This is a genomic window from Thauera propionica (assembly GCF_002245655.1).
Taxonomy (GTDB): domain Bacteria; phylum Pseudomonadota; class Gammaproteobacteria; order Burkholderiales; family Rhodocyclaceae; genus Thauera; species Thauera propionica.
Map to the genome: position 1 here is coordinate 1 of NZ_NOIH01000032.1, position 11,579 is coordinate 11,579.

At 61.5% G+C, this 11,579-nt stretch carries 15 protein-coding genes; 12 read left to right on the top strand and 3 right to left on the bottom strand.

Annotated elements, in window-relative coordinates; translation table 11 throughout:
* Positions 1–266 precede the first annotated feature (266 nt).
* From CGK74_RS18970 to CGK74_RS16905, 12 genes are all read left to right on the top strand, one after another.
* A complete protein-coding gene (locus tag CGK74_RS18970; protein ID WP_165770104.1) occupies positions 267–443 on the top strand; it encodes a hypothetical protein in 177 nt (58 codons plus the stop codon).
* Positions 440–682, top strand: coding sequence for a hypothetical protein (locus tag CGK74_RS16855; RefSeq protein ID WP_094269567.1), 243 nt, complete (start codon positions 440–442; stop codon positions 680–682). Before CGK74_RS18970 ends, CGK74_RS16855 begins: the two co-directional genes overlap by 4 nt.
* The gene (locus tag CGK74_RS16860; RefSeq protein ID WP_094269568.1) at positions 679–1,107 is read left to right on the top strand and encodes a hypothetical protein; all 429 of its coding nucleotides are present in this window, start codon (positions 679–681) and stop codon (positions 1,105–1,107) included. The genes CGK74_RS16855 and CGK74_RS16860 overlap by 4 nt, the downstream gene beginning before the upstream one ends.
* Positions 1,104–2,177 carry an AAA family ATPase gene (locus tag CGK74_RS16865; RefSeq protein ID WP_094269569.1) on the top strand — a complete coding sequence of 358 codons (1,074 nt, stop codon included), beginning with the start codon at positions 1,104–1,106 and terminating at the stop codon, positions 2,175–2,177. The genes CGK74_RS16860 and CGK74_RS16865 overlap by 4 nt, the downstream gene beginning before the upstream one ends.
* 223 nt (positions 2,178–2,400) lie before the next feature.
* Positions 2,401–2,895: a RuvC family protein gene (locus CGK74_RS16870; protein ID WP_094269570.1), complete on the top strand. Its 495-nt coding sequence runs from the start codon at positions 2,401–2,403 to the stop codon at positions 2,893–2,895.
* Positions 2,892–3,380, top strand: coding sequence for a hypothetical protein (locus tag CGK74_RS16875; RefSeq protein WP_094269571.1), 489 nt, complete (start codon positions 2,892–2,894; stop codon positions 3,378–3,380). Before CGK74_RS16870 ends, CGK74_RS16875 begins: the two co-directional genes overlap by 4 nt.
* A gap of 122 nt (positions 3,381–3,502) precedes the next feature.
* Complete coding sequence (locus CGK74_RS19525; protein ID WP_420823185.1) at positions 3,503–3,817, top strand: HGGxSTG domain-containing protein; 315 nt, start codon at positions 3,503–3,505, stop codon at positions 3,815–3,817.
* 367 nt (positions 3,818–4,184) lie between these two features.
* Positions 4,185–4,493, top strand: coding sequence for a hypothetical protein (locus CGK74_RS16885; protein ID WP_094269572.1), 309 nt, complete (start codon positions 4,185–4,187; stop codon positions 4,491–4,493).
* A 269-nt stretch (positions 4,494–4,762) separates the two neighbouring features.
* Complete coding sequence (locus tag CGK74_RS16890; RefSeq protein ID WP_094269573.1) at positions 4,763–5,716, top strand: hypothetical protein; 954 nt, start codon at positions 4,763–4,765, stop codon at positions 5,714–5,716.
* A 12-nt stretch (positions 5,717–5,728) separates the two neighbouring features.
* Positions 5,729–6,379 (top strand): hypothetical protein, encoded by a 651-nt coding sequence (locus CGK74_RS16895; RefSeq protein WP_094269574.1) that lies wholly within the window; start codon positions 5,729–5,731, stop codon positions 6,377–6,379.
* 487 nt (positions 6,380–6,866) lie between these two features.
* Positions 6,867–8,126, top strand: coding sequence for a DNA (cytosine-5-)-methyltransferase (gene dcm, locus CGK74_RS16900; RefSeq protein ID WP_094269575.1), 1,260 nt, complete (start codon positions 6,867–6,869; stop codon positions 8,124–8,126).
* A gap of 3 nt (positions 8,127–8,129) precedes the next feature.
* On the top strand, positions 8,130–8,624 hold the full coding sequence (locus tag CGK74_RS16905; protein WP_094269576.1) for a very short patch repair endonuclease: 495 nt from the start codon (positions 8,130–8,132) through the stop codon (positions 8,622–8,624).
* A 16-nt stretch (positions 8,625–8,640) separates the two neighbouring features.
* Here CGK74_RS16905 and CGK74_RS16910 read toward each other — a convergent pair whose 3' ends face one another.
* The 3 genes from CGK74_RS16910 to CGK74_RS16920 are packed head-to-tail and all read right to left on the bottom strand — an operon-like array spanning position 8,641 to position 11,571.
* Complete coding sequence (locus CGK74_RS16910) at positions 8,641–9,036, bottom strand: type II restriction endonuclease (protein ID WP_094269577.1); 396 nt, start codon at positions 9,034–9,036, stop codon at positions 8,641–8,643.
* A 9-nt stretch (positions 9,037–9,045) separates the two neighbouring features.
* Positions 9,046–9,936, bottom strand: a complete 891-nt coding sequence (locus tag CGK74_RS16915) for an HNH endonuclease (RefSeq protein ID WP_165770105.1) — start codon at positions 9,934–9,936, stop codon at positions 9,046–9,048.
* 15 nt (positions 9,937–9,951) lie between these two features.
* Complete coding sequence (locus CGK74_RS16920) at positions 9,952–11,571, bottom strand: ATP-binding protein (protein WP_094269579.1); 1,620 nt, start codon at positions 11,569–11,571, stop codon at positions 9,952–9,954.
* Between the last annotated feature and the right edge of the window lie 8 nt (positions 11,572–11,579).

Sequence of the window (11,579 nt, forward strand, 5' to 3'; positions counted from 1 at the left end):
TGTTTGTTGAGAAGTCAATTTCCACTGGAAACGGCATAGAGCCGTATCAAGCCGTCGATCATCAACTTCGACAGTCTCCCTGACTCCGCCCTGGTCGATGACAGAACCGTAGCTGTCGTGACCGGCCAAAGCCGCAATACGGTCTGGCGCAAAGCCAAGGCCGGCACCCTCCCCGCTCCTATCAAGGTCGGCCCCAAGACCACCCGCTGGAAAGTCGGCGCAATCCGCGCATACCTCGAAAGCCTCACCGCTGGGGAGGTGGCGGCATGAGTGCGGGACGAACTGAGGCCGGCACCTCGACCAAAAAAGAAAACGCCCCGGCGATGACCGAGGCGCAAGGCAAAACTTCTGCCCCCGATTCTACTGCACCTCTCGCCCCTCACGCGCTCTACAACCCGCTGACGTGGCGCCCCGATCTGCTTAAGCAGGATGGTGCAGCATGAACCGCATCCGCCACCGCCTTGAGGGCGAACGCAACCTGCGCGTCCGCTATATCGCGCCCGTCCGTTATAACCAGATCCGCGGCCCGTTCCGTGTTTCGATCGCTCTGGAAGCACCGATCATCGAATGGGGTCGCAACCGTGAACGTTGGTGCTTCATGCACGACTTGGACGACCGTTCGCTGGTGCGCCTGATGGACGACTTTCGCGCAGTCTCCGAAGAGCGGAGGAGCGTCGATTGATTCCACGACACAACGCCGCCCCCCGCGCAAAGCTGCCAGCCTACGCCCGGCCGCTGGCAGACCTGCGCCACCAAGGGCAACGCCCTGCCGGCGAAACCGTCATCGTGCGCCTGGACTCGTGGCCGCCGAAATGGCACTTCGGCGCCGATCTGGCGGACGTCGACGGCCGCGCACTGTCCGTGTGCTGTCCGCAGGTGACGGTCTCAGAGGACGCCGACCCCAGCGCGCTCGACTTCAGCTTCGCCCGCGACCTTGATGCCATCGTTCCACACTGGCGCTCGAAGTCCCCGCCGTCCCGACTGCGGGCACTGCTGCGTCGAGTCCTGCAGGCGGATCCGCGCCGGCTAATCGTGCTGGACATGGAGCGCAGCGGCCGCGCGTGGTTCATCAAGTCCGTCGACCGTGGCGTTGAGGTGCAACTGTGAGCTCGCCTGCCTTCGCTGCGGTCAGAGACCCCGCGCCGTCGGTCAGGCGCTACCAGCTTCTCACCTCGTCCGATCTCGCCGACCGCCCCCGCCTTCGCTGGCGGGTGAAGAACGTCCTTCCTCAGACCGGGTTCGCCGCCCTTATCGGCCCGAGCGGTAGCGGGAAAACATTCCTTGCGCTGGACCTAGTGGCAGCCGTGGCGCATGGACATGCGTGGTTCGGCAACCGCGTGCATGCGGCGCCGGTCGCTTACGTGGCGCTCGAAGGTGAGGCCGGTATTGCGAGCCGTATCGCCGCCTACGAGATTCGCACCGGTCGCCGGCTCCCCGATCGCTTCCGGGTGATCGTCGAGCGGTTCGAGCTTCTGAGCATCGCCGACGTGCCCGCGCTCGCGGAGACGCTGAAAGCGGCGGGCATCATGGATGGAATCACGGTCATCGACACCCTGAACCGCGCAGCCGGCGGCGCCGACGAGAACAGTAGCGCCGACATGGGCCTTTTGATCGCCGCCCTCACCGAGCTGCAAGCAAGAATCGGCGGACTGGTCCTGATCGTGCATCACACCGGCAAGGACGCCACCCGTGGGGCTCGTGGGCATTCGTCCCTCTTCGCAGCCCTGGATGCCTGCATCGAGGTGACGCGCACCGACGACAGGCGCGAGTGGAAGCAAGCCAAGGCCAAGGACGGAGAGGACGGCAAGGGTCATCCGTTCCGCCTGGATGTGGTGGAGATCGGGGAGGACGAGGACGGCGACCCGATCACCTCATGTGTGGTCGCGCCAGAAGAGCGCACCGCCGATGCCGTCCGTCGGGTGAAGCTGCCGACAGGTGGAAACCAGAAAATCATCTACGACGCACTGCGCGAACTGCTGCGAGATGCGCGGCGTTTCGGTATGGCTGGCGCGCCGCCGACCCGTCCGTGCATTGAGATCCAAGAAGCTATCGAGAAGACTCGCAATCGGCTGGCAGTCGAGTCCGACAGGAAGACCGAGCGGACGAGGCAGGCGATCACTGGGCTTGTGAATAGCGGTGCTTTGGTGCTGCGGGATGGGTGGCTATGGCTTGCATGAACCGCCTCCCCCAGTTCTCCCCGTTCTTCCCTGCCCCCTTTAAGGGGGCGCGGGGAATTTCGGGCCCAGGCGGAACCGTTTCGGCGAATTTCGGGGAATTTCGGGGAGCGAAAGGGCTCATCGGAGCGGCTCTGATGATCCGCAAGCCAACCCCGTTTTTCCCCGTTTCTGGGATTCCGGAAACGGTCAGTAAGAAGACACGCCAATCAGGAGAAGCCCAATCATGACCGCTCCCTCCCACATCCTCTTTGCCGGCATCGACCCAGGCGTATCCGGTGCGGTCGGCCTTGTCGATCACGCCGGCAACTTCGCCGCAGTCGCCGACATGCCAGTCTTGCCGTCCACCACCGGCCGCAAGCAGATCGACCCCGCCGGGCTGGCCGCCATCCTGCGCCAGCACACGCCGGCATTCGTCCTTGTCGAGCGCGTTGGCCCTCGCCCGGGTGAAGGCGCCGTGGGCGGATTCGGGTTCGGCCACTCATTCGGCTGCATTCTCGGCGTGCTCGGCGCCCTCGAGCTGCCGCACGACCTGATTCAGCCCGCGGTATGGAAGCGGCGCGCCGGCATCCCCGCCGGCAGCGACAAGGCCGTATCGGTCGCCACCGCGAAGCGCGCCCTCCCCCACGCCGCCGCACACCTGACGCGGGTGAAGGACGATGGCCGCGCCGAAGCGCTCTTGTTGGCCCTCCAAGCATGGCAAGCAAGGGGGCGGCAATGATCGACACGACCACGAATCCGAAGCGCCCGACCGCCGAAACAATCCTCGAGGCGATCCAGGACCTGCACGCCCGCGAGCAGATTGTCACGCGCGAAATCCTTGCCGAGCTGACGGGACTCAAGCTCACGACCATCGACGACCGCCTAGGGCACCTCGTCGACAATGGAAGGATCCGCCGCGTGCAGCGTGGTGTGTTCGTGCCGATGGAGCAGCACAAGCCGGCCCGCCCGATCTCGCGCACCTTGTGCCCGGACGGCACAACAGTGCTGGAGGTCGGCGACTCGTTGATGATCCTCACCCCGCGCGAGTCGCGCATGCTGGGCGAGGTGATGACCGGCGCTGCGCAGCAGTTCGTCGCGATCGAGATCGGGCACGAGGGGGCACAGCTCAACTCGGCGCTGTCCGCGAAAGTGAGTGAGGTCCGCCGCGAGTTGCGCCAGTCCCAAGAACCCGCCTCAACGGCCGCGCCTGATGACGGAAGGTGACACTCCGCCAGCATTCGCGGCGCTGTGCGACCAATACGCGCGCGCGAAGCAGGCGTGTGCCCGATTGGTGAAATGTACGCGCGCGCGAAAGAAGCTGCACGAGGAAAACAGCGATGAACGCAATGCAGACTGATCCGGATCGAGAGCGCCGCCGCCGATGGCGCAAGTATCACGCCGAGCATGAGCGACTCGCAAACGAATGGCGTGAGCTCGGCTACCAGCATCCGCCGCCCGTCTATCCCCGGCTGCCGCGTGACCTCATCGGCCTTACCTGTGGCGCACGGACCAGGGCGGGCACGCCGTGCAAACTGACCGCAATCTACGGCAGCGGGCGCTGCAAGTTGCACGGAGGACTGAGCACAGGACCGACCAGCGCACAGGGCAAGGCCCGGTCAGCAAGCAACGGAAGGGCTCAGAAAACAAAGCGAACCCCATGAGGACCAGAGAAAACGTGACACCGGCCAGCGGTACGATCATGAGGGGGATGCCGATCCTGGCATCCATGGCCGAGGCATCCACGAGAACCAAGCTTGACCGCTGACATTGGGCTAGTGGATGAACCGTATGTCACCGAAACAGAGGCGACCGGGAATTGGAAAGCCCGAAACCTACAGGCCGATGAGGCCGCGCACGTCGCGGCTTTTTCACGTCGGTTGCACGGTATCGCCTGTTCAATGGCGGGCCGTGCAGGGAGCCTTCGGGCTGCCGGTTTCCTGTAGGCCGGTCTTTCCAACCCCGCACTGTTCCGCCACCCCGATTGGAAAGCGGGGCGCGGAGATTCAGACCGCAACAGGAGCACACACCATGCACACGACAACCACCACCCGCACCGCGCCGCATTTCGTGGATCAGATCGAAACTGACGCTTTCCGCCCCCGATTCAAGCGCGGCGAGTCGGTCATCTGCACCGTGCTTCAGCCCAAAACCGGCGATGAGATCTATGCGCTGACCGATGACGGCCGGCAGGTATTTGGCGACTTCGTTGAACAGTCCGGTGACACGCTGACTCTGGCGGATTGCAACGCGAAAGAACCGCGCGAGTTCGAGGTGGAAATTAGGACCGGCAAGGTTTGGCCTGTCGTCGGGCGCTGCAAGTTGATGGGTGTCGCCTAGGTCCCCCGACTGAGCGGAATCCCTCGCTTCAACCAGACCCGCCCGCGTGGCGGGTTTGTCGTTTCTGAACGTCAATAATCCGGCAAGGTTGAGTGCATGCCCCAACTCCGCCGTTCGCGGGCAAGTGCGCCCACGTGCCGCGTGCAACACGCTTGTGCTGACAAGCACGGTGGCCTTCATCGCTCGAAACGAAGTCTAACCGCTTGGTATGAAGCCCAGCATGACCATAGACTACAGCTTTCCGACACATCCGCACTGGAGGTCTTCAGATGCTGCACATCAGGGAACGCTGGATACAGTTTCACGAGCTGGTTTTGACGCCCGATCCGCCAGATGCACCGAGCATCAAGCTCGCAGAGGTCATCCCGCATCTCCAACGGCGCATCGACGATGGAGATGCTTTTCAGCTGAAGGACAATGAGCGCTCGGCATACCGAATCACTGACTTCTCGCAAACTCGTCAGAAGGGGCATCCTGAAGCATTGGTGCTCTTGTTTCAGTATGCCGATCAAGATGCAACAGACCCAGTCTTTGCTGACCTTCAAACAGGTTCGCTGCGCCTCGAGCCAAAGCTCAAGGGTGAAGGCGTAGCGGTTTCAGCGCATGCGGTCATTGGATTACAGCCCATTGACGGGAAAGAGGACACCTACCCATTCTTGCTCGAGATCGTCCCTGGACTCGGCCGCAGTTCGGTGGCCCCTTTTCTCAAGAGGCAAATTAAGGAGGCTACCGAAGGACAGTTTGAGTACCTCGATGAGGCCAAGCTTGAGGCCAAAACCTACAGGCCAGCAAGCGAACTGCTCGGCACGCCATCTAAGTCTTTCGTCGATGAACTCGAGCGGGGGCAGTTGGCGGGCCTCGAACTGATAAAGCGGGTGAAGACTGCAGAAGCGTTGGACGAAGAAGGGTATTTCTTCGAAGAGTCTCATGTGCTGAAGGTCAGCTTGAGCAATGAAGCTCGGAAGGACGACATAGTTCAGCTTGCCGTTTCGAAGCTGCGACGCTGGGGGAAAAATAACGGATATCAGGATCTACGCGTTCGTTACAAGAAGAAAGAGGGACGCCAAAAATCTTTTGTGATGGGAACCTCTGAAGCAGACCTGCATGACGTGCTGGTTTTGAAGGACGAGCTCATCACAGCAGACGTGGATCTTCAGCAATGCTCCCCGGAGATCAACCAAGCATTTGCGGCGAAGATGATCTCGCTACTGTACGAAAGCTGATACGGTGTGAAGATGCGTGCCCAAGTAAGCCAACTTCTGACGCCCTTCAGATACCTGAAGATCGAGCATACGGTGAAGCACAAAATTGATGTTGTGCTTCCGCTCATCGTCGGTTTGTTGGTGTCGGCAATCGTGTTGGCACTTGGCTCAAGTGTCTCGGTTTTCGGTGATGGCGGCTACGTCAGCTTGATTACCGATCTCCTGCAGATCATGACAGGCTTTTATGTCGCTGCGCTGGCAGCTGTAGCAACGTTTCCTAGCCCCGTTCTTGACCAACCTCTTGATGGCTCTCCAGCCATGCTGGTTGAGATGCGTAAGGGGGTAGAGAAGCGCATCCCGCTGACGAGGAGAAGGTTTCTTAGCCTCCTGTTCGGTCATTTAGCACTGCTATCAATTTGTATTTACTTCATTGGTGGCTTTGCGAGCCTCGTCAGCAGTGGGGTCGCTGCGTTGCTACCTGAAGGGGCGCGACTCTGCATCAGGGCAAGTTTTGTCATTATTTACTCTGTAGTCTCGGCGCATCTGCTCGTGGTGACCATGCTTGGGCTTTACTACCTGTCCTATCGAATTCACCGGCCCCCAAGCGGCAATCAAGCGGATCACTCGCCTTTGCCCCTAGATGCCTCAAGGGCCGGTACCCACAATGACCTAAAGGACAATTAACTTGGTGCCGCATTTGTTCAATGCTGACTCAGCCCGCCGCCGGCCAACGGCCTGATATAACTCCGAGCGACTCAGCCCCCGCCACGAGTCAATAGGGGAGCAGCCACGCGCTACTGACCTGGGCGAGCCTCAGCAGTACGCACACGATTGGTACGCAGCCGGTACGCAAGGAAAGCGCATTATTTTGTCCCCGGTCTGCGTGGGAAAGGCTGTGGATAACCCGTGGGGCGCGGCGGTAAGTGGATGAGCGGAAAGGGCCAACGGGTGGTGCCCAAGCATTGAGCACCTCCGCACTCGTTGGCTAGCTCGCTCTCTCCAGGTTCAGCGCCAGCAGCCGGCGCAGGATCTCGTCGTTGGGCGTCTCAGCCGTGTAGTCGGTCCAGAGAGATCTATGCCCTGATTCCGCTGCTTCCTGCAAATTCACCTATACAGTAGTCTCGGGGAACTAAAGCGGTCATAATGTCCGCAAAAATTCCCAGAGAGAATCGTGAACGACGATACCGCCCTCGGCCTGCTCAGGGAGGCCAGAACCCGATTCACCCAGCGCCAGATTGCAGACTACGTTGGGAAGGACATCAAGACCGTCCGGCGCTGGGAGCAAGGCGAGACACCCTGCCCCCAACTGCTCGGTCCTGCCCTGCGTGCCCTGCTCGCGCAGGCGCCGTGTCATTTTTCCGGTAATGGTCCGGCCTTCACGTTCATCGACCTGTTTGCCGGTGTCGGTGGGATAAGGCTGGGCTTCGAGGCGCACGGCGGCCAGTGCGTGTTTACAAGCGAGTGGGATAGCTACGCGCAGAAGACCTACGCCGAGAATTTTGGCGACAGTCACCCGCTGACCGGCGACATCACGAAGATTGAGGCCCGCGACATTCCGGACCATGATGTGCTGCTGGCCGGCTTCCCCTGCCAGCCGTTTTCCATCGCGGGCGTGTCGAAGAAGAATGCGCTGGGGCGCGCGCACGGTTTCGCCTGCGACACCCAAGGCACGCTGTTCTTTGACGTGTGCAGGATCATCGAGGAGAAGCGCCCGCGCGCCTTCCTGCTGGAGAACGTCAAGAACCTGATGTCCCATGACAAGGGGCGGACATGGGACGTTATCAAGTGTTCTCTCATCGAGCTTGGTTACGACATCTCCCCGCGGGTGGTCGATGGCGCCCACTTCGTGCCACAGCACCGCGAGCGCATCCTGATCGTAGGCTTCCGGAAGGAGGACGACATCCGCTTCGACTGGGATGCGGTTGATCTACCGCCGAAGGGCGTGCAGGTGATGCGCGACATCCTGCACCGCACCGACGGCACCGAGCCAGTACTGCCTTGGGACGGCGACCGTTTCTTCAGCCACGATGCCCGCAAGGTCCAGGACAAGTACACCCTGACTCCAAAGCTGTGGCAGTACCTGCAGGATTACGCCGCCAAGCACCGGGCCAAGGGCAACGGCTTCGGCTTCGGGCTGGCCTTTCCGGACTCGGTGGCGCGCACCCTGTCAGCGCGCTACTACAAGGATGGCTCCGAGATCCTAGTGTACCAGGGCGAGGGCATCAACCCGCGCCGGCTGACGCCGCGCGAGTGCGCCCGCCTGATGGGTTTTCCGGACACGTTCCGCATTCCCGTGTCCGATATGCGGGCCTACAAGCAGTTCGGCAACAGCGTGGTGATGCCGGTCATGCGCGAGGTGGCCCGCGTGATGGCGCCCCTGGTCACCGGACAGGCGGAGCAGCCGCTCCCGGAACACCAAGCCGCGGCTTGATCCTTGGCCGACATCGTCGACCGCGCCACCCGAAGCCGGATGATGTCCGGCATCTGCGGGAGCAATACGCGGATCGAGGTGGCCGTTAGGAAAGCCCTGTTTGCGCGAGGCTTCCGATATCGTCTCAATGACAGACGGCTCCCTGGAAAGCCCGACATGGTGTTTCCGAAGCATCACGCGGTAGTGTTCGTGCATGGCTGCTACTGGCACGGCCACGACTGTGCCCTGTTCCGCCTGCCGTCGAGCAACCGGGAATTCTGGGACACGAAGATCGGCGCCAACCGGGCGCGGGACGTCCGGACGCACCAAGCCCTTCTGGACCTAGGCTGGCGCGTCGCGGTGGTGTGGGAGTGTGCCCTGCGGGGGCAGGGGAGACTGGCCGACGGGATGCCGGCGGAGCTGATTGGGGGGTGGCTTCACGGTGACGAGCCCTGTCTCGAGATCAGGGGCCGGCAGTCACCGGAGTCCGCCAAGGTTCCGCCTAGCGAGTCCGGTTGACTGATTTTTTAGTCGGTTAAACTGTTTGCCAGCTGGTGATACCCGGGTTGTGGCCTGCGGCACCTCGTGGAATTAATACAATGTGAAGATTCTTGGATTTATCGAACCCAATGACGATATTGTCACCCTCGTTGGCATGGGTCATCACGGTATTGGTTTGAAAGTAAAGCCGATGTTCCGTGCGAGTCGGATGGGCGCTACGCGCATCGTACCAAGTGACATCTGCATCCGTTGAAATACTGGTTCCCCGAATTGAGAATTTCGCAGGCCGGGAGAATCCAGCTAGGCCGAAAATTTGCTTGAGTTCAACGACACCATTGAATTCGTGCTGATTTGACCGCTCTGGATGCGCCTCGACAGCGGACAGCGTTTTGATACAGGCCGGATGAAGCAGTAACGGTGAGCTTGACACTGGATTCTCCTATGAGGGTTTGACAGGATGGCTTCGTGAGTCAGGGCGGCACGTCATCCGTCTGCGGGTGGCAAGCATTTCCCTGAGTGTTTCGGGCTCCATGGGTGGATCCACCCGGTGCACGGCCGCATGGCAGTTGGCGCAAAGGGGGATCAGGTCGTGTACGGGGTCGACCCGGTAGCCGTCACCCATGCGTGATACGGGAGTGCGGTGGTGGACCTCGATGTACCCGTGGGCCAGCGGGCCATACACTACGCCGAAATCAAAGCCGCAGATGCCGCACCTTGAGCCGTGGGCCGCAATGCAGGCGGCCCGGTTGGCCGGGCTGCGCTCGTAGCGATTCACCGTCACCGTGCTGCACGCCCCTTCCGGTAGGCCGGCCTCGAACAGTGGCAGCCCAGCCGGCTCCTCTTCCTCGAGGGGTAGCAGGAGCAGCAGCAGGGCCAAGCAGGCCGATGCGACGGTTTCAGCGTCTGCCTGCAGGTCCCCGTCATTGCCGGATGTCGCGTCCGTCAGCCTGCGAACCCTGAGTTCCAGCTGGTTCCAAGGCGGGGGCGGCAGGCCGTTCTCCGGCAGGACCACCGAACCGTTCACCTTCATGCCGATCCGTTTGCCCCCAGCCTCGAAGGTACTCACGAGCGAAAGGAAGGGCTGGTGCGACGTGGCGGCCTTGCGTCCCATCGCCCGGACCAAGTCGCCAGCATAGGTGTCGGGAAAGAACCCAGCTTCCAAGCTTTTCCAGCCGGTGGATACCAGTACGGCAAAACCGTTGGGTTCGGGAATGTCCGTCGCCCGTACACCCTGCCGTGGTCCGCCAGGGGTGTTTGCGACACAGCCGGAAAGGGACAACCGGAAGCGGACGCCTAGGACTTCCGCCAGTGCCTCTTCACTGAATGGCATGCACATCACCGCTCATCAGAGATCGTCTTCGGAAGGTTCGGGAAGATCCTCCGCAAGCCTGCGCAGGATCCGGGAAACCTCGTAGCGCATTTCCTCGAAATTCCGCTGGCTGCTCTCGCTGACATTACCGAGCTCTGCCGCACAGAGTCCCCACATCAGGGAGTCCAGTCCCTGCACCGTCACGCCAGACTTCTTGTTCGGAATGTAGATCCTGTGATAGTACGGATGACTGGTATTGATCCGGACGGCCTGATTGTTACTAATGAAGGCCGGTTCCCACAGAAGGCCGTCCTGGAGACCGTCGACCGGCTGAACGTGGCATTCCCCGCTGTTCTTTTCCTCGACCAGCTTGATCCTGAGTTTGGTGACACCATTCTTGTTGGAGACGGTCACATTCCCGGTGGCACCATCGACCTCTTCGAGCTTGGCCGTCTTCAGGTTGTCGGCCTGGGCGTGGATGGCGTTGTTCGACACCGCATGCAGCAGCGCCGCTGTACCGCTGACCACTGCGTCAACACCCTTCCGGTAGCGCTCGGATGCTTCGCGGCGCGGTCCCGGAAGGAAATTGTTCCGCAGCCAGTCGTACAGGACTTCATCGAGCAGGATCCTGGACTTCTTGATGTCCACCTGGAAGGCGTCATCCAGCTTGTGGTCGAACGACAGCTCGACCCGGCACAGGGTCATGTGCGGTTCCTTAATGTACATGTCGAGCCAGTCCGGGCCGTGGATCAGCCGGTTCTCGCGATAGACGTATATCCCCTGCTTGTCATTGGTCAGGCGCGCTTCCTTCAGGGTTTCCTCGTCCGGGAATTCGCTTTTCCGGGGGAGGATGAAGACTCTGACGGTGAATTCCGCATCCTTTCCGTCGCCGGTTTTCACCGGTACGACCTTTTCGGCGGCGGGCTTTTCCGTGAGTGGCAGGCTGTACGGGTCCCACGGATCGACCGGCCTGCCATTGATGCGGATGCTGACGTCCTGTGCCCGGGCATCATCGCTGTCTAGGAAGCGCTGGTAGACCATGGCAATGTGGAAGCGGAGCTCGTCCTCGTAGCGTTTGAGCGCGGTCTTGGCTGCCTTTCCGTCGGGCTTCGCATAGGTCTTGAGTAGGCGGTCGATGTTCTCCCACAGGATCAGCGTGCCGGTTTTCCCCTTCGCAACCGTGTCTAGGAGCGCGGTTTCGTTGCGGCTTGCCTCCACCAGCTGCAGTTCCCAGCGCCCGACCCTGGCAATATGGTCAAGGTCCCAGGTCGCCTTCATGACCCCGCCACCATCACTGCCGCGACTAACGGCCGACAGCCGCCGGCAGAAAGCCGTGGAAGCCGTCTTCAGGCCCAGTCCGAATTTCCCGAGACTGGCTTGGCTGGCCCGCTGCCTGGAGCCGTAGCGCATGGCATTGACCAGACCGTCCCGGTCCATGCCGCAGCCGTCATCGGCGACGGAAACCGCGACCGCGCCACGGAAGTCCATGGCGATCGTGATGTCGATGTTGCCGGCGCCGGCCGCAATCGAGTTGTCGATCACGTCGGCCATGGCGGTGTTGAATTCGTAGCCCGTATCCCGCAGTCCTTCGATGATCCGTTCCGGATCGGGTGGCACGTCGAGGTAGGGGGGTTCCGCTGCATTGCTGGAAGGCATGTGGGGTT

Coding starts and splice junctions, on each gene's coding strand:
- CGK74_RS18970 (WP_165770104.1), top strand. CDS start 267: ATGAGTGCGGGACGAACTGAGGCCGGCACCTCGACCAAAAAAGAAAAC.
- CGK74_RS16855 (WP_094269567.1), top strand. CDS start 440: ATGAACCGCATCCGCCACCGCCTTGAGGGCGAACGCAACCTGCGCGTC.
- CGK74_RS16870 (WP_094269570.1), top strand. CDS start 2,401: ATGACCGCTCCCTCCCACATCCTCTTTGCCGGCATCGACCCAGGCGTA.
- CGK74_RS16875 (WP_094269571.1), top strand. CDS start 2,892: ATGATCGACACGACCACGAATCCGAAGCGCCCGACCGCCGAAACAATC.
- CGK74_RS19525 (WP_420823185.1), top strand. CDS start 3,503: ATGCAGACTGATCCGGATCGAGAGCGCCGCCGCCGATGGCGCAAGTAT.
- CGK74_RS16885 (WP_094269572.1), top strand. CDS start 4,185: ATGCACACGACAACCACCACCCGCACCGCGCCGCATTTCGTGGATCAG.
- CGK74_RS16890 (WP_094269573.1), top strand. CDS start 4,763: ATGCTGCACATCAGGGAACGCTGGATACAGTTTCACGAGCTGGTTTTG.
- CGK74_RS16895 (WP_094269574.1), top strand. CDS start 5,729: ATGCGTGCCCAAGTAAGCCAACTTCTGACGCCCTTCAGATACCTGAAG.
- CGK74_RS16915 (WP_165770105.1), bottom strand. CDS start 9,936: ATGCCATTCAGTGAAGAGGCACTGGCGGAAGTCCTAGGCGTCCGCTTC.
- CGK74_RS16920 (WP_094269579.1), bottom strand. CDS start 11,571: ATGCCTTCCAGCAATGCAGCGGAACCCCCCTACCTCGACGTGCCACCC.